The sequence below is a fragment of the Pseudomonas sp. FG29 genome (genome assembly GCF_057809355.1).
This window is the reverse complement of record NZ_JBMDJU010000010.1, coordinates 114,773-139,863: the sequence shown is the minus strand read 5'-3', so window position 1 is coordinate 139,863 and position 25,091 is coordinate 114,773. Positions and strand designations below refer to the sequence as shown.

The following is a 25,091-nucleotide window of genomic DNA, read 5'->3' as shown; positions in this document are numbered from 1 at the left end:
GGCATTCTGGCGTCAGGATCTTGCAGTGGCAAGTCTTGTGCCATCACTGGCTTGGCTGAATGTGATCGACAGGCGTGCGGACGTTCGCATGAAACCCCAGCTTCGTCATCGTGCATGGCAACAATGACAGTCTTGCAGGCTTGTGCGAAGAGGGGGCGCGAACGGCGCCGAAATGAAAACGCCCCGCGAGGGCGGGGCGTTCGGGGGGCGATCCTTCGCCCGTGGATGACGTGCGGATCAGCCCAGCAGGGACATGACCATGCCGGGCATCTGACCGGCTTGCTTGAGCATGGAGATGCCGGACTGCATCAGCATGCTGTTCTTGGTCATGTTGGCGCTTTCCTTGGCGAAGTCGGCGTCCATGATGCGACCCTTGGCCATGTCGGTGTTGTCCTTCATGTTGGCCAGGTTGTTCGACGTGTGGTTCAGGCGGTTGATGTTGGCACCGAAACTGGCACGCAGCGCACCAATGTCGTCCAGCGCGTCGCTCAGGGTGTCGACCATCGCGTTGGCGTTGGTGTTGAGCGCAGTGGTCGGATCCTGGGTGGTGGCCAGTTCGGTACCCGGGGTGCCGGCGGTGGTGTAAGTGTCGGAAATGGCGGCCAGGGAGGTGCCCAGTGCGGTCAGCTTGGCGCTTACGTCCAGCTCCAGGGTTTCGGCCGAGCTGGAACCGATCTGGAAGTTCACCGCAGCGGACAGCTTGCCGTCGGCACCCGTCACGGTGGTGCCGTCGCTGAACAGGTTCTCGCCAGCGTACTTGGTGTTCTTGACGATATTGGCCATTTCCTTGCCGAGTTCGTCGTACTCGTTCTGCAGGGCGATCAGGTCTGCGCCGCTGTTGGTGGCGTTGGAGGCCTGAGTGGCCAGATCCTTCATGCGCTGGACGATGTCGGTCATCTCGCTGAAGGCGCCTTCGGCGGTCTGCAGCAGGGAGATGGCATCGCCGGTGTTGCGCATGGCCACGTCCATGCCGCGCGATTGAGCGTTGAGGCGGGTGGCGATCTGCAGGCCGGCGGCGTCGTCGGCGGCGCTGTTGATGCGCAGGCCGGTGCCCAGGCGCTGCTGGTTGGTGCCCAGGGCGTTGTTGGTCTTACCCAGATTGGTCTGGGTCACCAGCGAGGAGTAGTTGGTATGAATCGAGAGAGCCATGGTCGTAATCCTTCGTGCGTGAACGCCTGGAAGCGGTGCTGTAGGAACAGGGCGACCGTCTTCGCGAATGCCTTAAGGGCGTTGGCGTTCAATCGTGAAATGGGAGTGGCGCAGTCCCTTGCGCCGTCGCGGCCTGCGATCAGCCCAGCAGGGACATGACCATGCCGGGCATCTGGCCGGCTTGCTTGAGCATGGAGATGCCGGACTGCATCAGCATGCTGTTCTTGGTCATGTTGGCGCTTTCCTTGGCGAAGTCGGCGTCCATGATGCGACCCTTGGCCATGTCGGTGTTGTCCTTCATGTTGGCCAGGTTGTTGGAGGTGTGGTTCAGGCGGTTGATGTTGGCACCGAAACTGGCACGCATCGCACCGACATCATCCAGCGCGCCTTCCAGTGCGGTGATCGCCGCGCCGGCGTTGGTGGCGCTGTCCAGGGTCAGGGCAGTCACGTCGGTATTGAGCGTGGTGTTCAGGGTGCCCAGATCGGTGCTGACGTCGAAGCTCAGGGTTTCTGCCGAGCTGGAGCCGATCTGAAAGCTGACCGCAGCGGCGAGCTTGCCGGTGAACAGCGCTTCGCCCGCGTACTTGGTGTTGTTGAAGATATTGGTGATTTCTTTGGCCAGCTCGTCGAACTCGGACTGCAGGGAGGTGCGGTCATCGGCGGAGTTGGTGTCGTTCGCTGCCTGGGTGGCCAGATCCTTCATGCGCTGCAGGATATCGGTGGTTTCGTTGAACGCACCTTCGGCGGTCTGCAGCAGGGAGATGGCATCACCGGTGTTGCGCATGGCCACGTCCATGCCGCGCGACTGGGCGTTGAGGCGAGTGGCGATCTGCAGGCCGGCGGCGTCGTCGGCGGCGCTGTTGATGCGCATGCCGGTGCCCAGGCGCTGCTGGTTGGTGCCCAGGGCGTTGTTGGTCTTGCCCAGGTTGGTCTGGGTGACGAGCGAGGAGTAGTTGGTATGAATCGAGAGAGCCATGATCGTAATCCTTCGTGCGTGAACGCCTGGAAGCGGTGCTGTATGAACAGGGCGACCGTCTTCGCGAGATTCTTAAGGGGCGTTTAATCGTGCAATGGGAGGGGCGCAGTTTCCTGCGCCGGCTAAGCGCGTGATCAGCCCAGCAGGGACATGACCATGCCGGGCATCTGGCCGGCTTGCTTGAGCATGGAGATGCCGGACTGCATCAGCATGCTGTTCTTGGTCATGTTGGCGCTTTCCTTGGCGAAGTCGGCGTCCATGATGCGACCCTTGGCCATGTCGGTGTTGTCCTTCATGTTCGCCAGGTTGTTCGACGTGTGGTTCAGGCGGTTGATGTTGGCGCCCAGCTGCGAACGCAGGGTGCCCACGGCGTCCAGAGCGGTTTCCAGCTCGTCCATGGCGCCACCGGCGTCGGCGGCAGTGGCCAGGGTTTCGGCCTTGATGGTGGTGATCGCGCCGGTGACGGCGGTGAGGTTGGCGGTGGCGTTGAACGTCAGGGTTTCAGCGCTGCTGGAACCGATCTGGAAGGTCATTGCCGCGGTCAGCTTGCCACCGGCCGCGAACAGGGCTTCGCCGGCGTACTTGGTGTTGCTGATGATGTTGGTCAGCTCGTTGCCCAGTTCGTCGTACTCGGACTTCAGCGAGGTACGGTCGTCGGCGGAGTTGGTGTCGTTCGCCGCCTGGGTGGCCAGATCCTTCATGCGCTGCATGATGTCGGTCATCTCGCTGAAGGCGCCTTCTGCGGTTTGCAGCAGGGAGATGGAGTCGCCGGTGTTGCGCATGGCTACGTCCATGCCGCGCGACTGGGCGTTGAGGCGGGTGGCGATCTGCAGGCCGGCGGCGTCGTCGGCGGCGCTGTTGATGCGCAGACCGGTGCCCAGGCGCTGCTGGTTGGTGCCCAGCGAGTTGTTGGTTTTACCCAGGTTGGTCTGGGTGACGAGCGAGGAGTAGTTGGTATGAATCGACAAGGCCATGATCGTAATCCTTCGTGCGATGAGCGCGGAATGAAGCTGGCTGTGATTGCCTGCTGAAGGTGAAGGGCGACCGGCCTTTGGCGTGGATTAAATGGCGTTGTCGATTTTCTGAGCGTGATACGTCCATTGGCGAGGGCGGCTGGCGCAGCCGATACCCGCGCAGCACAAATGAAAACGGCGACCCGAGGGTCGCCGTTTTCATTTGGCCAAGGCCGAATCAGCCGATTTCGATCATCTCGAAATCCATCTTGCCGACGCCGCAGTCGGGGCACAGCCAGTCTTCCGGCACGTCTTCCCAGCGGGTGCCGGGAGCGATGCCGTCATCCGGCCAGCCCTGGCTCTCGTCGTAAATCAGTCCACAGACCACGCATTGCCACTTCTTCATATCGACCTCGGGTGAATCTCACGGTGTCGGCACGCTACCGCAATTGCTCGAAGGCGCCAAGCTGGCGGAAGGCAATCGCCGCCCGCCAGCGGCCAACCAAAGTCGGGTTGGCCTTATCGGGCGGTCAGAAGCGGGTCACCGATGCCCATGACATACATGCTGAACAGAGCGATGCCGCCGGCCATGATCAGGTAGTACAGCGTCGGCAGGATGGTCTTGCGCAGGGTGATGCCCTCGCGCCCGAGCAGGCCGACGGTGGCCGAGGCCGCCACCACGTTGTGGATGGCGATCATGTTGCCCGCCGCCGCGCCAACCGACTGCGCGGCCACCATCATCGCCCCGGATACCCCCAGCAGTTCGGCGGCGTTGAACTGGAACTGCGACAGCATCAGGTTGGACACCGTGTTGGAGCCGGCGATAAAGGCGCCCAGGGCGCCCACTGCCGGGGCGAAGAACGGATAGATGGCGCCGACGCTGTCGGCCACCAGCTGCGCCATGGCCACCGGCATCGAGGCCAGCTCACTGCCGTTGACCCCCGAGTTGATCAGGATACGCACCATGGGAATGGTGAAGATCAGCACGAAGCCGGCACCGAGCAGGGTCTTGCTCGACTCGCCCACTGCCGCCTTGAGTTCGGAAAAGCGCATGCGGTGCAGGAAGAAGGTCACCAGCACCACCATGCACAGGATGCCGCCCGGCAGGTACAGCGGCTCGATGGTGCCGGACACGCCGGTTTCACCGAGGATGTCCTTCCAGCCAAAGGTAAAGCTCATCAGTGCCGCTTTCACTTCGGGGAAGGTACGCGAGATCACCAGGAACACTGCCAGCAGCAGGTACGGCGCCCAGGCCATGGGCACCGAGATCGGCGCCTTGCCCGCCACCTCGTCCAGCTTCATCTCGATCTTGCCCATCCACTCCGCAGGCCAGTCCTTGGCCTCGGCGAAGTCCCAGGTGTCCTTCGGCAGCAGGAAGCCGGCCTTGGCGGCCGGTACCACGATGGCCAGACCGACCAGGGCGCCGATCATCGAGGGGAACTCCGGGCCGAGGAACACGCCGGCGGCCATGTATGGCAGGGAGAAGGCGAAGGCGGTGAAGATGGCGAACGGCGCAATGGCCAGGCCCTCCTTCCAGCTCTGATTCTTGCCGAAGAAGCGCGTCATGATCATCACCATGATCAGCGGCATCAGCAGGCCGATCAGGCCGTGGGTAATGGCCACGCGCGAGTAGATCAGGTGGAAGAAGGTTTCCCAGGTACTGCCGTTGGCCACCAGTTGCTCGGTCAGGCCGGTCTTGTCCAGGCCGGCACCAACACCCACCAGAATCGGTGTGCCCACCGCACCGAAGGATACCGGTGTCGATTGCACCATCATCCCCAGCACCACGGCAGCCAGTGCCGGGAAGCCCAGTGCCACCAGCAGCGGTGCGGCCACTGCAGCCGGAGTACCGAAGCCGGATGCGCCCTCGATGAAGCAACCGAACAACCAGGCGACGATCAGCGCCTGCACGCGGCGATCCGGACTGATATTGGAGAAGCCCCGGCGAATCGCGGCGATGCCGCCGGAGTGCTTGAGGGTGTTCAGCAGCAGGATCGCGCCGAAGATGATCCACAGGATCGCGGCGGTGAGTATCAGCCCCTGCAGGCTGGAGGCGATGACCCGGTTGAGGGACATGTCCCAGGCCAGCAGGCCGATCAGGGCGGTGAGGACGAACACCAGCGGCATCGCGTACTTGGCCGGCCAGCGAAAGCCGATCAGCAGTACACCCGCCAGTACCAGTGGCACGAAGGCCAGGATGGACAGCAGCGTTTGACTCATGGGTTGGTTCCTTCTTTTTCTTGTGAACCACAGTTTTCCGGGGACACCCGGCGCCACGCATCTGGAAGGGCCGGGCGCTACGGCGCCGACCTTTCCGTGAGCCGCGACGGCAGCCGCCGCGCTCATGCTCGAAAGCCCCGACGACCAGAAACCGTCAGGGCTTGTTGCTGCTCCGTGAGGGCGTCAAGAGCCATCCACGGTCGTGAACTCACTTGTGTAGGAGCCCCGCCCCGGGGCGAAGCTTTTCTCCAGCTTCGCGGCGAGGCGCCGCTCCTACATGGTCGCTGAGATGCTCAAACCTCCTCTTTGAAACGCAAACGCCAGGCATGCAGCAGCGGCTCGGTGTAGCCGGACGGCTGCTCGCGGCCCTTGAACACCAGATCACTGGCGGCGCGGAAGGCGTGGGAGTGCTCGAAGTTCGGCGCCATCGGGCGATAGGCCGGATCGCCGGCGTTCTGCCCGTCGACCACTTGCGCCATGCGCTGCAGCGTCTCGCGTACCTGGGCCTCGCTGACCACGTCGTGGTGCAGCCAGTTGGCAATGTGCTGGGCGGAAATCCGCAATGTGGCGCGGTCTTCCATCAGGCCGACGTTGTGGATATCCGGCACCTTGGAGCAGCCGACGCCCTGTTCGACCCAGCGCACCACGTAACCGAGGATGCCCTGGCAGTTGTTGTCCAGCTCCTGCTGGATATCGCTGGCGCTCCACGGCCGCTCGGCGCTGACCGGCACGCTGAGCAGGTCATTCAGCAGGCTATCGCGCTGGCTGGCCAGATCGATCAGCTCCAGTTCGGTCTGCACCGCTTGTACGTCGATCTGGTGGTAGTGCAGGGCGTGCAGCACAGCGGCGGTCGGCGACGGCACCCAGGCGGTGTTGGCGCCGGCTTTCGGATGGCCGATCTTCTGCTCCAGCATGGCCGCCATCAGATCCGGCATGGCCCACATGCCCTTGCCGATCTGCGCCTTGCCACGCAGGCCGCAGGCCAGGCCGACCAGCACGTTGTTGCGCTCGTAGGCCTGGATCCAGGCGCTGGATTTCATGTCGCCCTTGCGCAGCATCGCGCCGGCTTCCATGGCGGTGTGCATCTCGTCGCCGGTGCGGTCGAGGAAACCGGTGTTGATGAAGGCCACGCGCGCGCTGGCGGCCTCGATGCAGGCCTTGAGGTTGACGCTGGTGCGCCGCTCCTCGTCCATGATGCCCATCTTCAGGGTGTTGGCCGGCATGCCCAGCAACTGTTCGACGCGACCGAACAGCTCGTTGGCGAAGGCCACTTCGAACGGCCCGTGCATCTTCGGTTTGACGATATAGACGCTACCGGTGCGCGAGTTGCCGCGACGCTGCAGGTCATGCAGGGCGATCAGGCTGGTGACCACCGCATCGAGGATGCCCTCAGGAATCTCGTGACCCTCACCGTCGAGGATCGCCGGGTTGCTCATCAGGTGGCCGACGTTGCGGATGAACAGCAATGAACGACCGTGTAGGGTCAGTTCGCTGCCATCGGCGGCGGTGTAGATGCGATCCGCATTAAGGCGGCGGGTGATGCGCTTGCCACCCTTGTCCAGCTCCTCGGCCAGGTCGCCTTTCATCAGGCCCAGCCAGTTGCGGTAGACCACCACCTTGTCGGCGGCGTCGACGGCAGCCACGGAGTCCTCGCAGTCCATGATGGTCGACAGCGCCGCTTCCATGAGCACGTCCTTCACCCCGGCGGCGTCGGTGCGGCCGATGGGGCTACCCGCGTCGATCTGGATCTCGAAGTGCAGGCCGTTGTTCTTCAGCAGCACGGCGCTCGGCGTGGCAGCCTCGCCCTGGAAACCGACGAACTTCTCCGGTTGCGCCAAGGAGGTTTGCGCGCCGCCGCTCAGGGTCACCTGCAGCTGGCCGGCGACCACGGCGTAGGCACTGGCATCGGCGTGCGAGCCCTTGGCCAGTGGCGCCGCCTGGTCGAGGAAGGCGCGGGCGAAGGCGATCACCTTGGCGCCGCGTACTTCGTTATAACCCGGCCCCTTGCTGGCGCCGCCTTCTTCACTGATCGCGTCGGTGCCATACAGGGCGTCGTACAGCGAGCCCCAGCGGGCGTTGGCGGCGTTGAGCGCGTAACGTGCATTCATCACCGGCACCACCAACTGCGGGCCGGCCTGGGTGGCGATCTCGCTGTCGACGTTGGCAGTGGTGGCCTTGACCTTGTCCGGCTGCGGCAGCAAATAGCCGATGGAGCCGAGGAAGGTGCGGTAGGCGCTCATGTCACGGATCGGGCCAGGGTTGGTGCGATGCCAGGCATCCAGCTCGGTCTGCAGACGATCACGCTCGGCCAGCAGGGCGCGGTTGCGCGGTGCCAGGTCATGCACCAGCGCGTCGAAACCGCTCCAGAAGGCATTGGCCTCGATACCGCTGCCGGGCAGCACTTCGCTTTCGATGAATTGCTTGAGCTCGGCGGCTACTTGCAGGCGCTGACATTGCACGCGTTCGGTCATTTTCCTGTTCTCCTGTCTGCAGCCGCCCATGGCGGCGCTGGTCAATCAATCTGTTGTAGGAGCCCCGCCCCGGGGCGAAGCGCTTGATGTTTTGTTCGCCGCGAGGCGCGGCTCCTACAGGCTGTCGTCAGTCTTTACAGCGCTGCTATCCCCGCCTTGGCCACCTGCGCATCCTGTTCGGCCTTGACCCCGGATACACCGACGGCACCGACCACCTGGCCGTCCACCAGCACCGGTACGCCGCCCTCCAGCGAGGTCAGCAGTGGCGCGCTGACGAAGGCGGTACGACCGCCGTTGACCATGTCTTCGTAGCCCTTGGTTTCGCGGCGGCCGATGGCAGCGCTGCGAGCCTTCTCGGTGGCGATGTAGGCGCCGATCGGCGCGCAGCCGTCGAGGCGCTCCAGGGCCAGCGGATGACCGCCATCGTCGACCACGGCGATGGCCACGGCCCAGCCCTGTTGCTGCGCTTCGCTGCGGGCCGCCTGGAGGATCTGGGCGACTTCGTTCTGGCTGAGTACGGCTTTGTGTTGCATGGCATACCTCGTGTTCTTGGCTTTTTCTCCCCTCTCCCGCTTGCGGGAGAGGGGCCGGGGGAGAGGGTTCAGGCTTTCAGCCCATCGCTTCTTCGACGATCTCGATCCAGTGCCTAACCGGCGTCCGGCCGGCGCTGTCCAGATGGGTCTGGCAACCGATATTGGCGGTGACGATGGCGTCGGGTTTGCCGCTTTCCAGGGCGTTCAACTTGTTGTCACGCAGCTGCCGCGACAGCTCCGGCTGGGTCAGCGAATAGGTGCCGGCAGAACCGCAGCACAGGTGGTTATCCGGCACCGCCGTCAGACCGAAACCGAGGCGCGTCAGCACGCCTTCAACCGCGCCGCCGAGCTTCTGCGCGTGCTGCAAGGTGCAGGGGCAATGGAAGGCCAGGCGCTGTTCGGCGCGTACCTGCAGCGTCTCCAGCGCCTCGCCTTGCAGCACCTCGACCAGATCCTTGGCCAGGGCGCTGATCCGCGCCGCCTTGCTCGCATAAGACGGGTCACCGGCGAGCAGGTGGCCGTAATCCTTGACGAAGGCGCCGCAGCCGCTGGCGGTCTGCACGATGGCCTCAGTGCCGGCTTCGATGGCCGGCCACCAGGCGTCGATGTTCTGCCGCGCGCGTTGCAGCCCGGCTTCCTGTGCGTTGAGGTGGTAGTCCACGGCGCCGCAGCAGCCGGCCTCGCGGATCGGCGTGATGCTGATGCCGAGGCGATCCAGCACGCGCGCGGTGGCGGCATTGGTGTTGGGCGACAGCCCCGGCTGCACGCAGCCTTCGAGCATCAGAACGCGGCGCGCATGTTGCTCGGTCGGGCGCGGCTTGGCCGGGCGAACCGCACGCGGCAGCTTGGCCTTGAGCGTGGCTGGCAGCAGCGGGCGCAGCGCCAGACCGGCCTGGGTCAGCGCCTTGAACAAGGCCGGGCGCGGCACCACGGCGCGCAGGCCCTGGCGCAGCAGGCGCTCGTTCAGCGGTCGCGGCACCGCCTGCTCGGCCACTTCGCGGCCAATGTCCAGCAGGTTGTGGTACTGCACGCCGGACGGGCAGGTGGTTTCGCAGTTGCGGCAGGTCAGGCAGCGATCCAGATGCTGTTGGGTCTTGGCCGTGACTTCATTGCCTTCGAGCATCTGCTTGATCAGGTAGATGCGCCCGCGTGGGCCGTCCAGCTCGTCGCCGAGCAGCTGGTAGGTCGGGCAGGTGGCGTTGCAGAAGCCGCAATGCACGCAGGAGCGCAGGATGCGTTCGGCTTCTTCGGCGCGCGGTAGGCGTTTGGCCTGTTCACTCAGATTGGTCTGCACGTCTTATACCTCGGCGTACATGCGGCCAGGGTTGAAAATACCCTGGGGGTCGAGCTGGTTCTTCAACTGGCGCTGGTAGCGCAGCAGTGGCGCGGCCAGCGGCTGGAAAGGTTGCGCCTGGCCGGCGGCGAAGCAGGTGGCGTGGCCGCCGAGCTTGGCCGTCACGCGCTGAATCAGCTCGCCGTCGGCGTCGGTCTTCAGCCAGCGCTGCGCGCCGCCCCAGTCGATCATCTGGCGACCGGGCAAGTCGAGCAGACCGCTATTGGCCGGCAGCGACAGGCGCCAGAGCGTGCCGCTGGCGCTGAAGAACGGCAGGCGCTGTTCGCGCAGTTGCTGCCAGTAGCCGTTGTCGATCTCCTCGCCACCGAGGCGTTGGCGCGCGGCCAGCACCGAACCTTCGCCGCCTTCCAGGCGCAGGTGCAGCGCGGCACCGTCATGGCTGGCGGCGCTGATCGGCAGCGGCTGTTGGCCCCATTCTGCGAGCTTGTTCAGCGCATGCAGGGCGTCCACTTCCAGGCGCAAGCTGAGCACCTGGCGTGGTTTGGGCAGCACCTTGAGCGAGACTTCGGCGAGCAGGCCGAGGCAGCCGAAGCTGCCGGCCATCAGGCGCGACAGGTCGTAGCCGGCGACGTTCTTCATCACCTCGCCGCCAAAACGCAGCAGCTTGCCCTGGCCGGTGATCACGCGGGTGCCGAGCACCTGGTCACGCACCGAGCCGGCCCAGGGCCGGCGCGGGCCGGACAGCCCGGCGGCAACCATGCCGCCCAGGGTGGCGCCATCGCCCAGGTGCGGCGGCTCGCATGGCAGCATCTGATTGTTCGCCTCTAGCGCCGCCTCGATCTCGGCCAGCGGCGTGCCGGCGCGAGCGGTGAGTACCAGTTCGGTGGGGTCGTAGCTGACGATGCCGCGATGCTGGCGGGTATCCAGTACCTCGCCGTTCGTGGCGCGGCCCAGATGAGCCTTGCTGCCGCTGCCCTGGATGCGCAGCGGGGTGGCGCTGTTCAGCGCGTGGTTGACCTGTTCCAGCAGCGCGGCGCTGGCGTCGAAATCATGCGACATCAAAAACGCTCCAGTTCCGGGAAGGGCAGTTGGCCGTGGTGCACGTGCATGGCGCCGAACTCGGCGCAGCGATGCAGGGTGGGGATGTTCTTGCCCGGATTGAGCAGGCCGCTGGGGTCGAACGCCGCCTTCACCGCGTGGAACAGGGTGATCTCGTCGCTGTTGAACTGCGCGCACATCTGGTTGATCTTTTCGCGGCCAACGCCGTGCTCGCCGGTGATGCTGCCGCCGACCTTGACGCAGAGTTCGAGGATCTTGCCGCCGATGGCTTCGGCGCGCTCCAGCTCGCCAGGCACGTTGGCATCGAAGAGGATCAGCGGGTGCATGTTGCCGTCGCCGGCATGGAACACGTTGGCCACGCGCAGGCCGTACTCCTCGGACAGCTCGGCGATGCCACGCAGCACGCCAGGCAGCTCACGGCGGGGGATGGTGCCGTCCATGCAGTAGTAGTCCGGCGAGATGCGCCCGACTGCGGGGAAGGCGTTCTTGCGCCCGGCCCAGAATTTCACCCGCTCGGCCTCGTCGCGAGCCAGGCGTACTTCGGTGGCACCGGCTTTCTCCAGCACTTCACGTACGCGCTCGCAGTCGTCGGCGACGTCGGCCTCCACGCCGTCCAGCTCGCAGAGCAGGATGGCTTCGGCCTCCACCGGGTAACCGGCGTGAATGAAATCTTCGGCGGCGCGAATGGCGAGGTTATCCATCATCTCCAGGCCACCGGGGATGATGCCGGCGGCGATGATGTCACCCACGGCGCGGCCGGCTTTTTCCACCGAATCGAAGGCGGCCAGCAGCACTTTGGCCACCTGCGGCTTGGGCAGCAGCTTGACCGTTACTTCGGTGACGATGCCGAGCATGCCTTCGGAGCCGGTGAACAGCGCCAGCAGGTCGAAACCCGGCGCGTCCAGGGCGTCGCTGCCGAGGGTCATGAACTCGCCTTCGACGGTGAGGATGTCCACCTTGAGCAGGTTGTGCACGGTCAAACCGTACTTCAGGCAATGCACGCCGCCGGCGTTCTCGGCGACGTTGCCGCCGATGGAGCAGGCGATCTGCGAGGACGGATCAGGGGCGTAATACAGGTCGAAGGGGGCGGCCGCCTGGGAAATCGCCAGGTTGCGCACGCCGGGCTGGACGCGGGCGAAGCGCCCTTCGCGGTTGATCTCGAGAATCTGGTTGAAGCGCGCCATCACCAGCAGGATACCCTTTTCCAGCGGCAGCGCGCCGCCGGACAGGCCGGTGCCGGCGCCGCGTGCGACCACCGGTATGCCACGGGCGTGGCAGAGCTTGAGCAACTGCTGCACCTGCTCGATGCGCTCGGGCAGCACCACCAGCATGGGCGTGGTGCGATAGGCGGACAGGCCATCGCACTCGTAAGGCTTGAGGTCTTCCTGGGTGTGCAGGATGTCGAGGTCGGGAAGGCGCTGGCGCAACTCGGCCAGCAGGGCGGTCTTGTCGACCTCGGGTAGCGCGCCGTCGACGCGCTCGTCGTACAGAATGCTCATGGCAGGCTCAATCGTGAACGTTGTTGTTATTGGCGGTCATGCCGCGACCTTGGCCTGCATGTTTAGGCGGCCCGACGGGCCGCGTCCATCGCGATACCTGCTGGTATGACCAGTTTCTTTCGCCTACCTTTCAACAAATTCGTGCGCAGGGGCTTATGATTCTTGGGGCTTCGCGTATTGCTCGAAGCATTCCCGCACAATCTTCTGCACTGGTACGACCAGTTTGGGTGAGGTGAAAATGGACACCGAACAGGGCACGACGAGGCGCCAGGTGAGTGACGTGGTGGCCGAGCGCATCGAGCGGCTGATCGTCGATGGTGTGCTCAAGGTGGGCCAGCCGCTGCCGTCCGAGCGACGCTTGTGCGAGAAGCTGGGCATCTCTCGCTCGGCCCTGCGCGAAGGGCTCAAGGTGCTGCGTGGGCGCGGCATCATCGAGACAGCGCAGGGGCGTGATTCACGGGTGGCCAAGCTGAGTGGCGAGCGCGATGCCAGCCCGCTGATGCACCTGTTCGGCTCGCAGCCGCGCACCCTCTATGACCTGCTGGAAGTGCGCGGCCTGCTCGAAGGCGAATCGGCGCGCCTGGCGGCGCTGCGTGGCACCCAGGCAGACTTCGTCATCCTGACCCGGCGCTACGAGGAGATGCTCGCCGCCCATGCCCAGGAGCAGCCGGTCGATCCACGCGAGCATGCGCGCCTCGACCACGCCTTCCACCTGGCCATCTGCGAGGCCTCGCACAACCCGGTGCTGGTGCACACCTTGCAGTCGCTGACCGACCTGATGCTCAGCACCGTATTCGCCTCGGTGAACAACCTCTATCACCGCCCGGCGCAGAAACGCCAGATCGACCGTCAGCATTCACGGCTGTACCACGCAGTGATCGAACGCCTGCCGGAACAGGCCCAGCGCGCCGCGCGCGACCACATCAACAGCATCCGCGACAACCTGCAGGAGATCGAGCAGGAAGAGCAGCGCCTGGTGCGCGCCACCATGCGCCTGGAAGGTTGGACGTAGGGCGGGTGCAACCCGCCACAAGACGCCGGCGGGTTTCACCCGCCCTACGGGCTACCCGTGGATGAGCGGCGTGGGTGTCTCAGACTCGGATAAAGGGTGTGCGCCGCGTAACCCACCAGGCAATGGTGAGGTATCACGCCGATGCGTCGAGCGTAGGGCGGGTGCAACCCGCCATAAGGCGCCGGCGGGTTTCACCCGCCCTACGGGCTACCCGTGGGTGAGCGGTGTGGGTGTCTCAGACTCGGATAAAGGGTGTACGCCGCGTAACCCACCAGGCAATGGTGAGGTATCGCACCGATGCTTCGGGCGTAGGGCGGATGCAACCCGCCACCAGTGCCCCGGCGGTACCGCTTAGCGAAAGGTGCTGGTCACCACCCCTTCTTCCACCACCTGCGCCTCGATCACCTTCTGGCTACCGATGTTGCGCACGCGGATCACCTCGCCGGCGCGGCCGTGGGCCAGTGCTTCTCCTTTGACCGAGGCGGAGATGCCGTCCTGGCTGGCGACGATAGTCACCTGCTGGCCACGCCGCACCAGCAGCGGTTCGCTGAGCAGGTTGGGGGCGATCAGTTGGCCGTTGCGGATGCGCCGTTTGGCGCCCTGGCCGATCACGTCCTGCGGGTCGTTATAGAAGCCGCGCACGTTGCGCGCGATGTTGACGTTCTGCAGTTGCAGTTGTTCGGCGCTGATGGTCTGGCCGCGCTCGATCACCGTCGCGGCGTGTACCACGGGCAGCTGTACGTTGGCCTGCACCAGGGCCACGACCTGCCAGCCGGCCTGATCGGCACACTTCACTTCCAGGCGTTGGCGCTCCAGTGGCGAGGGATCGTCGCTGCGCCGTTCGACCTGCAGGGGTTGGCTACAGGTGGCGAGCGACTCGGCATTGTTCAACAGTGTGGTGCTGAGGCTGTGGCGCATGCCTTTCCAGGCCTCGCGCCTAGCCTGCGCGTCCAGTTCCTGCTGCATGTGGCTGGCGATGGCCTGGTCGATCTGCTCGGCGGCCGTGGGGCCGGCCTGGGCGTTCGTGGTGTCCAGCAGGAGCAGCAAGGCGCAGGCGGAAAAGGCGCTTCCGCATTTCCCCAGCGCAGCGCGTCGATGCGGAAAACGGGCGACGCCGCGAGGCCCTGGAGAATCGGTGAAGCCTTTGTAAATCAAGAACATATACAAGCCTTTGGGGTTGGGCACGCTTTGTGCTGAAGGCCCTGCATGCAAAACCTTGGTAAGGGTGTCGGCCGATGAGTATACGGATTGATGATGTGGTGGGCCTGCATTCGCGCGCGCTCGAACTGCGCATGCAGCGCAGTGAGATTCTCGCCGCGAACCTGGCGAACGAAGACACCCCGGGCTTTCAGGCGCGGGACATCGACTTCGCCGGCGAGATGCAGCGGCTCGATCCGCAGCAGCCATTCACTGCCAGCACGGCGGATCTCAAGTACCGCGTGCCGACCCAGCCATCGCAGGACGGCAATACCGTCGAGCTGAGTGTCGAACAGACCGAGTTCTCCAAGAACTCCATGGATTTCCAGACCAGCCTGACCTTCATCAGCATGAAGCTGCGCGGTCTCAAACAAGCCATCGAGGGGCGTTGAGCATGGCGTTCGATTCCATCTACCGCATCGCCGGCTCGGCCATGAACGCGCAGACCGTGCGCCTCAATACCGTGGCCAGCAACCTGGCCAATGCCGACTCGGCTGCTAGCAGCGCCGAGGACGTATACCAGGCGCGACGCCCGGTGTTCGCTGCCGTTTACAACAACGACCAACTTACCCGCAGCGCCGGCATGGGCGGCGCCCATGTGCAGGTGCTCGACGTGGTCAGCGAGACCCGCGAGCCGGTACGCCGCTACGAGCCGGATAACCCGCTGGCCGACGACCGCGGCTACGTCTTCTACGCCCCCGTCGACCAGATCGAAGAGATGACCGACATGATGTCGGCCACCCGCAGCTTCGAGACCAACGTCGAAGTGCTCAACCGCCTCAAGAGCATGCAGCAAGGCCTGCTCAAACTCGGAGAATCCTGATGGCCACCGTCAGCAACGATACGCAGCAAAGCGCCGTCTACGGTATCGACGAGGCGGTGAAGCAGTCGGTCAACGTCAGTGACGCGACCCAGTTGGAAAACAACTTCCTCACCTTGATGGTTGCGCAGATCCAGAACCAGGATCCGACCAAACCGGTGGACAGCACCGAGTTCCTCAACCAGTTCGCCGCCATGAGCCAGGTCAAGAGCCTGGAAAACATGGCGTCGATGAGCAAGAGCAACCTGGTGTTGCTGGACAACCTGCAGACCCTCACCGCTGCCGGCCTGGTCGGCCAGGAGGTCAAGGTGGCGGCCGAGCAACTGGAGCTGGGCAAAGACAAGGTCAATGGCGAGATCAACCTGGAGCACGCTGCCGGCAAGCTGAGCCTGGTGCTCACTGACAGCAACGGTGTGAAGAAGGAGATCAATCTCGGCAGCCAGGAGCCTGGCCGCGTGCCCTTCGCGGTGGATCCTGTCGCCCTGGGCCTGGCGCCGGGTAGCTACAAGGTCGAGGTCAAGAGCGATAGCGGCGAGTACCCCAAGGTCGAGGTGGCCGGCCGCGTCAACCAGGTACGCGTTAGCGCCGAAGGCCCCGTGCTGGACGTTGCCGGCGTCGGTTCCGTGCCCTTCTACACCATCACCGAATTTGGCCAGACGCAGACCGCCGGTCTGCTCTGAACCGTTTTTCCAGCTTCTGCAAAGGTCTAGTCGCCATGAGTTTCAATATCGCCATGACCGGCCTCAGTGCCGTCAACGAACAGCTCAACACCATCAGCCACAACATCGCCAACGCCGGCACCACCGGCTTCAAGTCCTCGCGCACCGAGTTCGGCAGCATCTACGCCGATAGCCAGGCGATGGGCGTGGAAGTGCTGGGCTCTACCCAGAGCATCAGCCAGGGCGGTTCCCTGGTGACCACCGGGCGCAGTCTGGATCTGGCCATCTCCGGCGGTGGCTTCTTCGTCACTCAGGGCAGCAATGGGGACATCAGCTACACCCGTGCCGGGGTGTTCGGCGCCGACAAGGACAACTTCATCGTCAATGCCGCCGGGCAGAAGCTGCAGGGCTACGCGGTAGACGCCGCCGGCAACCTGCAGGTCGGCGCCATGGGTAACCTGCAGCTGCAGAATGCCAACCTGCCGGCCAAGGCCACCGACACCCTCCAGTTCTCCATGAACCTGGACGCCAACGAGGATGTACCGACGGTCACGCCGTTCGACCCGGCCAACGTCAACAGCTACAACTCCACCTACACCACCAAGGTGTTCGACTCGCAGGGCAAGGAACACACCCTGACCCAGTACTTCGTCAAGACCGCGGACAACAACTGGGACGCTCATTACTACGCTGACGGCGCCTCCGTAGCCGGTCCGCAAGCCATGACCTTCGGCACCAACGGCGCGCTGGCCACCCCGGCGGCTCCGGTTACTGTCGCGTTCCCGCTGCCGGGCGTCGATGCGATGAGCATCGCCATCGACTACAGCACCTCCAGCCAGTACGGCTCCGATTTCGTCGTCACCACCAACCGCGCCAGCGGCTATGCGGCCGGCGAGCAGACCGGCCTGTCGGTGGAGAAGGACGGCATGGTCTATGCCAACTACAGCAACGGCCAGCGCATGCTGCAGGGCCAGGTGGCGCTGGCCAACTTCACCAATGCCGGTGGGCTGAAGAACGTCAGCGGTACCGCCTGGGTGGAAACTGCCGACTCCGGCGCGGCGCTGATCGGTGTGCCGGGCGTCGGCCCGTTCGGTGAAATGGTGGCCGGCTCGCTGGAGAACTCCAACGTCGACCTGACCCAGCAACTGGTCGGCCTGATGGAGGGCCAGCGCAACTACCAGGCCAACACCAAGGTGCTGACCACCAACAAAGAACTCACCCAAGTGCTGTTCAGCGCGATCTGAGGCTGACCCATGGACCGTCTTGGTTACACCGCGATGACCGCCGCCAGCCGCACCATGAGCTCGCTCACGGTACGCGCCAACAACCTGGCCAACGTCAACACCCCCGGTTTTCGGGCCGACCTGGAGCAGGCCCAGGCCGTTGCCGTCGAGGGCTACGGCTACGACAGCCGGCACCTGGCGCAGGTCAAGAACAACGGCGTGAGCCTCGCCCCCGGTGCCCTAATGGCCACCGGTCGCGACCTCGACGTGGCGCTCCAGGGCCCCGGCCTGTTCGTCGTCGAAGGTGACGACGGCACCGAGCGCTACACCCGCAACGGCGCCCTGCAGGTCGACGCCGAGCTGCGTCTGACCCTGAACGGTCGTCCGGTGATGGGCGAGGGCGGCCCCATCGTGCTGCCCGAGTACGACAGCCTGAGCGTCGGCCGTGATGGCACGGTGTCGATCATCCCGCGTGGCGATTTCGTCACCGCCGAGGTCGATCGCATCCGCGTGGTCGACATCGAGGCCGGCGCCCTGAGCAAGGACGCCAGCGGCCTGCTGTCGCGTACCGACGGCCAGCCCGCCGAGGATCTGGAAACGCCACTGGTGGTGTCCGGTTACCTCGAGGCGAGCAACGTCGGCGCCATCGACCAACTGGTGGCGACCATGAGCCTGAACCGTCTGTTCGAGACCCAGGTGAAGATGATGAAAGCGGCCGAAGACCTCTCCGATGCCGGCAACCGCATGATTCGCGGCGGTTGATGGAACCGCTCGTAGGGTGGGCTTCAGCCCACCATTGCCGAATGAACCAGGTGGGCTGAAGCCCACCCTACAGCGGATCGCTGCCCGGCCCGCCCTTTGGTTGACCGAATACGACGAGTAGCCCGGATGCAATCCGGGAACGATTTCCCCGGATTGCATCCGGGCTACAGACAGACGAGGTAACGCACATGAGTTCCGCACTGTGGGTCAGCAAGACCGGCCTGGCCGCCCAGGACAAGGCGATGACCGCCGTGGCCAACAACCTGGCCAACGTCAATACCACCGGCTTCAAGAGCGATCGCGTGGTGTTCGAGGATCTGTTCTACGCCATCGAGAAGCAGCCCGGCGCTCAGGCTGACCAGGTCAACACCGTACCGTCGGGCATCCAGCTCGGCAGCGGCGTGCGCGTCGCCGGTACGCAGAAGGTGTTCACCGAGGGCAGCATCCAGACCACCGGCCAGCCGATGGATCTGGCCATCATCGGCAGCGGTTTCTTCCAGGTCGAGGCGCCCAACGGCGACATCTACTACACCGAGAGCGGCCAGTTCCAGCTCAACGCCGAAGGCATGATCGTCAACGCCCAGGGCCTGCCGCTGACGCCGAACATCGAAGTGCCGGCTGGCAGCAGCCGTTTCACCGTGGGCAGCGATGGCACCGTGACCGCCGTGCTGGCCGGTGACACCCAGCCCAGTGAGCTGGGCCAGATCACCCTGGTCAACTTCCCCAATCCGGGTGGTCTGGAAGCGTTGGGCGGCAACCTTTATCGCGAGACCGTGGCCAGCGGCGAGCCGGCCGAAGGTGCGCCCGGCGAGGAGGGCCTCGGCAACCTCAAGCAGGGCGTGCTGGAAGGCTCCAACGTGCAGGTGGTCGAGGCCATGGTCAACATGATCTCCATCCAGCGCGCCTACGAGGCCAACGCCAAGGTGCTCGACGCCGCGTCGGGCATGCAGCAGTTCCTCAACCAGACCGTGTGATTGCCATGATGCGCCTGCTCCCGTTCGTCCTGCTATCGTTGCTCGGCGGTTGTGCCAGCTTCAACGAAATGCTGCCCGACGAGGACTCCAGCGAGTATCAGCCACTGCCCTTGGATTACAGCGTGCCGCCGGCCAGCAGTGGCGGGTTGTTCCGCAGCGGCTACAGTGGCTCGCTGATCGGCGACAAGCGCGCGGTACGGGTCGGCGACATCCTCACCGTGGTGCTCGACGAGTCGACCCAGTCGAGCAAGAGCGCCGGCACCAGCTTTGGCAAGACGGCCACCGCTGCCATCGGCATTCCCACCGTGCTCGGCAAGCAATATGACCAGGTGGAGAGTTCGGCCGATGCCAAGCGCAATTTCGATGGTTCGGCAAAGAGCTCGCAACAGAACACCCTGCGAGGCTCCATCGCCGTGACCGTGCACCAGGTGCTGCCCAACGGCACCCTGCTGATCAAGGGCGAAAAGGCCCTGCGCCTGAACCAGGGCGACGAATACATCCGCCTGGTTGGCCTGGTGCGCGTTGACGACATCAACCGCGCCAATCAGGTGTCTTCGCAGAACGTAGCCAATGCACGTATTTCCTACGCCGGGCGCGGCGCGCTCAACGACAGCAACTCGGCAGGTTGGCTGACGCGCTTCTTCACCAGCCCGCTATTTCCTCTCTAAAGGCGCTCCAGCATGCTCAAACGTCTTCTCGTGGCCTGCATCCTGATCTGGCCCGTATCTTCCAGGGCCGTACCGCTGATGGATCTGGTAGACATCGAAGGCATCCGTGGCAACCAGTTGATCGGCTACGGCCTGGTGGTGGGCCTCGATGGCACCGGTGACAAGAACCAGGTGAAGTTCACCAGCCAGTCGGTGGCCAACATGATCAAGCAGTTCGGCATCAACCTACCGCCGAACGTCGACCCCAAGCTGAAGAATGTTGCCGCGGTCACCGTCACCGCCGAGATTCCGCCGTCCTACAGCCCTGGGCAGAGCGTGGACGTCATCGTTTCCTCGCTCGGCGATGCCAAGAGCCTGCGTGGCGGCCAACTGCTGATGACACCGCTGCAGGGCGTTGACGGCGAGACCTATGCACTGGCTCAGGGGGCATTGGTCGTTGGCGGCCTGAATGCCACTGGCCAGAGCGGCTCCAGCGTGGCGATCAACTCCGCCAACAGCGGCCGCATTCCCAACGGCGCCACCGTCGAGCGCATGATCCCCAGCGACTTCGCCACCCGCGATGAGGTCATGCTTAACCTGCGTCAGCCCAGCTTCCAGACTGCCGCCAAGGTGATCGAGGCGGTCAACGGGCGTTTCGGCAGCGGCACCGCCACGGCGCTGGACTCGACCAAGATTTCCATTCGCGCGCCGCTCACCAGCACCCAGCGCATCGGTTTCATGGCCATGCTCGAAGGCCTGGATGTGGAAGAAGGCCGTGAGCGGCCGAAAGTGGTGTTCAACAGCCGCACCGGCACCGTGGTGGTTGGCCAGGGCGTACGGGTGAAAGCCGCTGCCGTGGCCCACGGCACGCTGACCGTGACCATCAGCGAGAACCCCCAGGTCAGCCAGCCCAACGCCTTCTCCGGCGGCCAGACCGCCGTCACGCCGAGTTCCGACGTGGCCGTCAGTCAGGACAAGAACGCCATGTTCAAGTGGCCCGATGGCGCCAGCCTCGACAGCATCATCAATACCGTCAACAGCCTGGGCGCCACCCCGGACGATGTCATGAGCATCCTCCAGGCGCTGGAGCGCGCCGGTGCCCTCAACGCCGAACTGATCGTGATCTGAGCCATGAGCATCGTTTCCCTCGCGCAACACATGAACAGCCAGCGTGGCGCTGCCGACGGCATCGGCGCCGCCCGTGAACAGCAACTGCAGGCTGCGGCCGAGCAGTTCGAGGCGCTATTTTTGCAGCAGATCCTCAAGCAGATGCGCAAGGCCAGCGACGTGCTCGCCGAAGGCAACCCGATGCGCAGCCGCGAGATGGACACCATGCGCGACTTCTACGACGAAGTGCTGGCCGAGACCCTGGCCGGGCGCAAGCAGACCGGCATCGCCGATATGCTGGTCAAGCAGCTGTCCGGCGGCGCCGACAGTGCCCCCGATCTTGATGGTGCAGCGGCTGCGGCACGTTCGGCCGAGCTGCCTGCACGCACCGGCAGCAGCCTGCTGGAGCCGCTGCGCGCCACCTGGCAGCGTGGCCTCGACAGCCTCGGTCGGGCCTGGGACAAAGGCTCGGCCGGTTTCGTCGCGCTGGTCGATGGGGTCATCCGCCAGGAGTCCGGCGGTCGTGTCGATGCCGTCTCGGCCAAGGGCGCACGCGGCTTGATGCAATTGATGCCTGATACCGCGCGGGACATGGCCGCCGAACTGGGCCTGCCGTTCGACGAGGCGCGCCTGACCACCGACGCTGCCTACAACAAGCGCCTCGGCACGGCCTATCTGGACAAGATGCTGCAGCGTTACGACGGCCACCAGGCGCTGGCGTTGGCCGCCTACAACGCCGGCCCGGGACGTGTCGACGAGTGGCTGAAGGTCAATGGCGACCCGCGCAGTGGCGAGATCGGCACCGGCGCCTGGATCGAGCGCATTCCCTTCCAGGAAACCCGCGACTATACCCGGCGCATCCTCGGCGATCTGCTGCGTGCCGAGGCGCCGCGTGCCGCGCCCGTCGAGGCGCAGAGCCAGGCGCCCTTGAGCGCGCAGACCCGCCAGCAACTGGCCAGCGCACTCAGCGCCGGCAGTGGCGTACTGCTGGGCAGCGTTGCCAGCCGCAACATCCTCGGCAACGAGCCCGATGCCCGGCGCGAGCCGGCATTTAAGTCCGCTGCAGATTCCGTCGCCCATACATCGGTAACAACGGAATCCACCGCCGTCGGTGCCCAGGGCGCCAGTCTGGCGGCCTTTGCTCAGCCGATGCGGTTCGAGCGCCAGGAGAGCAAGTCGTGAGCACCCTCAACCAGATCGCCATGAGCGGCGTGCGTGCCAGCCAGGTGGGCATGGCCACCACCGGGCAGAACATCGCCAACGTCAAGACGCCGGGCTTCAGCCGCCTGCAGACCGTCACCGGTTCGCTGGCCGGGCAGGGCGGCCTGAGCGTCGGCGGCGGTGTCGAGGTGATCAGCATCCGCCGCATGACCAACGAATTTCATAGCCAGCAACTGTGGCGCGCCACCACCGAAGAGCACTTCTACGATGCCTCGCAGCAGTACCTGACCGCGCTCGAAGCACTGATGTCCGGCACCGGTTCGAGCATCAGCGCCGGCCTCGACCAGTTCTTCGCTGCGCTCAGCGAGGCCAGTGCCACGCCGGGCTCCATCGCCCTGCGCCAGCAGATCATCAGCGAGTCCGGCAACCTGGCGCAGCGCTTCAACGGCCTGAGCAGCAACATCGATGCGCAGATCAAGGCGCTGCAGGAGCAGCGCACGGCCATGGCTACCGAAATCAACGGCCTGACCGCGAACATCGCGCTGCTCAACAAGAAGATCGTCGAGACCGAGTCGGTCAAGGGTGACAGCACCGCGCTGCGCGATCAGCGCGAGAGCCTGCTGGGCGACCTCACCCAGTATGCCAAGCTGCGCATCAACGAAACGGCGGATGGTTCGGTCAGCGTCGCCCTGGCCAACGGCCAGCCGCTGGTGGCCGGGCCGACTGCCGGCCAGCTCAAGGTGAGCATGACCGCCAGTGGCGAGCAGGAAGTCAGCCTGGCCTTCGCCGGCACCAGCTTCCCCCTGCATCAGGATGGTTTCGGCGGCGCCTTCGGCGGCCTGCATGATGCCGAGTACAACAGCCTGCGGCCGAACCTGACCGCCCTGCACGACATGGCCAGCCAACTGGCGCAGATGGTCAACGACGTGCTTGCCACTGGCTTCGACCTCAATGGCAACCCTGGCCAGCCGCTGTTCGTCTATGACGCCAGCAGCACTACGGCGCTGCTGCGTATCGAGCCGCTCACCGCCGAACAGCTGGCGTTCTCCTCGGCGGCTGGCGAAAGCGGCAACAACGAGGTGCTGCTCGATCTGCTCGAGCTGAAGAACCAGACCATCACCCTGAACGGCAGCCAGGTCACGCTCAACGACGCCTACGCCGGGCTGCTCGGCAAGGTCGCCAGCGACAGCCGGCAGAACCAGGCCGACCTCAAGTCCGCGATCACCGTGACCCAGCAGGCGCAGGCCCAGCGCGACAGCGTCAGCGCCGTCAGCCTGGACGAGGAAGCCGTCAACCTGATGACCTATCAGCAGGCCTATCAGGCCAACATGAAAGTGATCAGCACCGCCAACCAGTTGTTCGACGACATGCTCGCCGCGTTCTGACGCGCCGATAAGAGAGCCCGACCATGATGCGGATCACCAACTCGCAGATCACCGCGATGATGCACAACTCGATGAACGCCAGTTCCGCCGAGTTGAGCAAGCTGATGCAGCAGATGGCCACCAGCCAGCGCATCCTGCTGCCGTCCGACGACCCCATCGCCAGCGTGCGGGTGCTGCGTGTGCAGCGCGAGGAGGCGAGCCTGGAGCAATACGCGAAGAACATCGCCAACGTCTCCGGCAACCTGTCGACTCAGGAGGCCAACCTCAAGTCCACCTCCGACGCCATGCTCAACGTGCGTGACCTGCTGATCTGGGCAGGCAACGGCGCCAATACCAGCGAAGACCTGGCAGCCATGGCCGGTGAACTGTCGATCATCGAAGACACCCTCTTCAGCTTCGCCAACGTGCGCGACGAAGAGGGCCGCTACCTGTTTTCCGGCACCCTCAGCGACACCCCGGCGCTGAGCTTCGATGCCGCGACCCAGACCTACAGCCTGACCGGCAATGACAAGCACCGTCAGGCCGCCGTGGCCAACGGCGTGCTGGTCGACGAGAACGTCACCGCCGCCAGCGTCTACGGCACGGGCGTGGACATGCTCAACCAGCTGCGGGGGCTGCTCAACACCCTGCAGGATCCGGCCCTGGACTCCAGTGATCCGGCGGTACGCCAGCAGATCAGCGACATGATCGACACCCTCGACGACAGCCACGGCCGCGTGCTCGGCGCCATCACCGAACTGGGTGGCCGGCAGAACGCCCTGACCCTGCTGACCGACAGCAACGAAGAGGTGTCCCTGGTCAATCGGAAGATCGAGGGCGAGCTGTCGCAGCTCGACTACGCGGGCGCGTCCATCGACCTGAACAACTACCAGTTGGCCCTGGGCGCGACCCAGAAGACCTACCTGAAGATCAACCAGATGTCGTTGTTCAGCCTGCTGTAAGGAGCCTGCGGTGATCAAGGTCGACAAGCAGCTCCCGGTCGTCACCTCCCTCGATCCGCAGGGCCGTCGCCCGGTGCAGGGCGAGCCGTCAGCGCCGCTCGTGCGCCGTGGCGAGGCCAATGCCGAGCAGGCTCAGGCGCAGGCCCAGGTGCGCAGCAAGAGCGCCAGCTTCAACCTGCAGCTCAACCAGCAACTGACCTCGATGCAGGCCGCCGACAGCTACCTCGGCGAACTGGCCGGGCGCCTCGGCCAGCTCAAGCTCAGTCTCAGCCGTGAGCTGAGCAATGCCCAGGCCGGTGATCGCGACAACCTCAAGCGCGAGCTCGATCAGGTGCGCAAGCTGCTCGCCGAGCGCAGCCAACGCTCCGGCCAGTCCCTGGATGCCGGCTTCAGGCTGCGCCTCAATGAACCGGTACGCAGCCGCTTCACCCTCGAAGGGCTGGACTCCATCGCCACCCTGCAGCAGGCCGGCAAGGAAACCCTGCTATTCAGCGCCGGGCGCAAGCTCGACGAGCCGTTGGCCGTGGTGCTGGAAGAAGGGCTGAGCGAGCAGCAGATCCTGCGTCGCTTCAATGCCGGGCTCGGCCAGGCCGGTATCCGTGCCGAGCTGGATCATGGCGGCGGCCTCAAGTTCAGCGCCCGCGAGAGCGAGTGGCAGGAACTGCGTGGCGAGTTGCGCGTGCAGGGTGAAGGCACGCTGGCGAGCAAGACCCAGACGCCGGTGGTGAGCCACGAGGAGCAGATGCTGCGCCTGCCCGATGCGGCGCGTCTGGACAGCGCGCGCGAACTGCGTCGCGCCCTCGACGAGGTCGTCACGGCGCTGGACAAGATCGGCTCGCTGCGCGAGCAGCTCAGCCATCGCCAGGATGAAATCCGCGACTTCCTCGCCCGCCATGCCGAACAGAACGAACGCGAATGGGCGCGCGACTTCGCCGGCGAGGTGTTCAACCTGATGCGGCGCAGCCCCAGCAGCTATTCGGCCGTCACCCAGACCGTCGTCGCCCAGGCCAACATCAGCCGTACCACGGTGGTCAGCCTGCTGTCCTGAT

At 65.0% G+C, this 25,091-nt stretch carries 24 protein-coding genes; 13 read left to right on the top strand and 11 right to left on the bottom strand.

Translation table 11 applies throughout. From position 1 onward, the window contains the following. Positions 1–237 precede the first annotated feature (237 nt). From lafA (ACODS1_RS13055) to glcD, 10 genes are all read right to left on the bottom strand, one after another. Positions 238–1,149 carry a lateral flagellin LafA gene (lafA, locus tag ACODS1_RS13055; RefSeq protein ID WP_489085987.1) on the bottom strand — a complete coding sequence of 304 codons (912 nt, stop codon included), beginning with the start codon at positions 1,147–1,149 and terminating at the stop codon, positions 238–240. 139 nt (positions 1,150–1,288) lie between these two features. Next, entirely contained in the window at positions 1,289–2,125 is an 837-nt protein-coding gene (gene lafA, locus ACODS1_RS13050) for a lateral flagellin LafA (RefSeq protein WP_489085986.1), read from the bottom strand. A 134-nt stretch (positions 2,126–2,259) separates the two neighbouring features. Then, positions 2,260–3,099 (bottom strand): lateral flagellin LafA, encoded by an 840-nt coding sequence (gene lafA, locus ACODS1_RS13045; RefSeq protein ID WP_322979593.1) that lies wholly within the window; start codon positions 3,097–3,099, stop codon positions 2,260–2,262. Positions 3,100–3,316: 217 nt separating this feature from the next. Beyond that, on the bottom strand, positions 3,317–3,484 hold the full coding sequence (locus ACODS1_RS13040) for a rubredoxin (RefSeq protein WP_003242223.1): 168 nt from the start codon (positions 3,482–3,484) through the stop codon (positions 3,317–3,319). Positions 3,485–3,597: 113 nt separating this feature from the next. Further along, positions 3,598–5,298, bottom strand: a complete 1,701-nt coding sequence (locus ACODS1_RS13035; RefSeq protein ID WP_489085985.1) for an L-lactate permease — start codon at positions 5,296–5,298, stop codon at positions 3,598–3,600. A gap of 293 nt (positions 5,299–5,591) precedes the next feature. Next, a complete protein-coding gene (locus tag ACODS1_RS13030) occupies positions 5,592–7,769 on the bottom strand; it encodes a malate synthase G (RefSeq protein ID WP_489085984.1) in 2,178 nt (725 codons plus the stop codon). A gap of 134 nt (positions 7,770–7,903) precedes the next feature. Further along, on the bottom strand, positions 7,904–8,302 hold the full coding sequence (locus ACODS1_RS13025; protein ID WP_489085983.1) for a heme-binding protein: 399 nt from the start codon (positions 8,300–8,302) through the stop codon (positions 7,904–7,906). 76 nt (positions 8,303–8,378) lie between these two features. Then, the gene (gene glcF / locus ACODS1_RS13020; protein ID WP_489085982.1) at positions 8,379–9,596 is read right to left on the bottom strand and encodes a glycolate oxidase subunit GlcF; all 1,218 of its coding nucleotides are present in this window, start codon (positions 9,594–9,596) and stop codon (positions 8,379–8,381) included. Between the two features lie 3 nt (positions 9,597–9,599). Continuing rightward, positions 9,600–10,655: a glycolate oxidase subunit GlcE gene (gene glcE / locus ACODS1_RS13015; protein ID WP_489085981.1), complete on the bottom strand. Its 1,056-nt coding sequence runs from the start codon at positions 10,653–10,655 to the stop codon at positions 9,600–9,602. Next, positions 10,655–12,154, bottom strand: a complete 1,500-nt coding sequence (glcD, locus tag ACODS1_RS13010; RefSeq protein ID WP_489085980.1) for a glycolate oxidase subunit GlcD — start codon at positions 12,152–12,154, stop codon at positions 10,655–10,657. Before glcD ends, glcE begins: the two co-directional genes overlap by 1 nt. A gap of 238 nt (positions 12,155–12,392) precedes the next feature. Between glcD and glcC the strand changes: the two genes are divergently transcribed. Beyond that, positions 12,393–13,166 carry a transcriptional regulator GlcC gene (gene glcC / locus ACODS1_RS13005; protein WP_322979586.1) on the top strand — a complete coding sequence of 258 codons (774 nt, stop codon included), beginning with the start codon at positions 12,393–12,395 and terminating at the stop codon, positions 13,164–13,166. 351 nt (positions 13,167–13,517) lie between these two features. On the opposite strand, the gene flgA is transcribed toward glcC, so the two are convergent. Next, entirely contained in the window at positions 13,518–14,213 is a 696-nt protein-coding gene (gene flgA / locus ACODS1_RS13000; protein ID WP_489085979.1) for a flagellar basal body P-ring formation chaperone FlgA, read from the bottom strand. A gap of 188 nt (positions 14,214–14,401) precedes the next feature. Here flgA and ACODS1_RS12995 point away from each other — a divergent pair, with 188 nt between their 5' ends. The 12 genes from ACODS1_RS12995 (at position 14,402) to ACODS1_RS12940 (ending at position 25,090) form a co-directional block, all read left to right on the top strand. Further along, positions 14,402–14,755, top strand: a complete 354-nt coding sequence (locus tag ACODS1_RS12995) for a flagellar basal body protein (RefSeq protein ID WP_322979584.1) — start codon at positions 14,402–14,404, stop codon at positions 14,753–14,755. Positions 14,756–14,757: 2 nt separating this feature from the next. After that, positions 14,758–15,186 (top strand): flagellar basal body rod protein FlgC, encoded by a 429-nt coding sequence (flgC, locus tag ACODS1_RS12990; RefSeq protein ID WP_322979583.1) that lies wholly within the window; start codon positions 14,758–14,760, stop codon positions 15,184–15,186. Beyond that, positions 15,186–15,863 (top strand): flagellar hook assembly protein FlgD, encoded by a 678-nt coding sequence (flgD, locus tag ACODS1_RS12985; RefSeq protein WP_489085978.1) that lies wholly within the window; start codon positions 15,186–15,188, stop codon positions 15,861–15,863. The genes flgC and flgD overlap by 1 nt, the downstream gene beginning before the upstream one ends. Before the next feature lie 35 nt (positions 15,864–15,898). Continuing rightward, complete coding sequence (flgE, locus tag ACODS1_RS12980; RefSeq protein WP_489085977.1) at positions 15,899–17,086, top strand: flagellar hook protein FlgE; 1,188 nt, start codon at positions 15,899–15,901, stop codon at positions 17,084–17,086. A gap of 9 nt (positions 17,087–17,095) precedes the next feature. Then, entirely contained in the window at positions 17,096–17,827 is a 732-nt protein-coding gene (locus ACODS1_RS12975; protein ID WP_489085976.1) for a flagellar basal body rod protein FlgF, read from the top strand. A gap of 188 nt (positions 17,828–18,015) precedes the next feature. Beyond that, positions 18,016–18,801, top strand: coding sequence for a flagellar basal-body rod protein FlgG (gene flgG, locus ACODS1_RS12970; protein WP_322979579.1), 786 nt, complete (start codon positions 18,016–18,018; stop codon positions 18,799–18,801). A gap of 5 nt (positions 18,802–18,806) precedes the next feature. Continuing rightward, entirely contained in the window at positions 18,807–19,469 is a 663-nt protein-coding gene (gene flgH, locus ACODS1_RS12965) for a flagellar basal body L-ring protein FlgH (RefSeq protein ID WP_489085975.1), read from the top strand. Positions 19,470–19,481: 12 nt separating this feature from the next. Further along, positions 19,482–20,576 carry a flagellar basal body P-ring protein FlgI gene (locus ACODS1_RS12960; RefSeq protein ID WP_489085974.1) on the top strand — a complete coding sequence of 365 codons (1,095 nt, stop codon included), beginning with the start codon at positions 19,482–19,484 and terminating at the stop codon, positions 20,574–20,576. A 3-nt stretch (positions 20,577–20,579) separates the two neighbouring features. After that, positions 20,580–21,737: a lytic transglycosylase domain-containing protein gene (locus ACODS1_RS12955; protein WP_489085973.1), complete on the top strand. Its 1,158-nt coding sequence runs from the start codon at positions 20,580–20,582 to the stop codon at positions 21,735–21,737. Beyond that, complete coding sequence (flgK, locus tag ACODS1_RS12950) at positions 21,734–23,101, top strand: flagellar hook-associated protein FlgK (protein ID WP_489085972.1); 1,368 nt, start codon at positions 21,734–21,736, stop codon at positions 23,099–23,101. The genes ACODS1_RS12955 and flgK overlap by 4 nt, the downstream gene beginning before the upstream one ends. Before the next feature lie 26 nt (positions 23,102–23,127). Further along, on the top strand, positions 23,128–24,042 hold the full coding sequence (gene flgL / locus ACODS1_RS12945) for a flagellar hook-associated protein FlgL (RefSeq protein ID WP_489086003.1): 915 nt from the start codon (positions 23,128–23,130) through the stop codon (positions 24,040–24,042). 13 nt (positions 24,043–24,055) lie between these two features. Further along, entirely contained in the window at positions 24,056–25,090 is a 1,035-nt protein-coding gene (locus ACODS1_RS12940) for a hypothetical protein (protein ID WP_489086002.1), read from the top strand. Position 25,091: the final 1 nt, after the last annotated feature.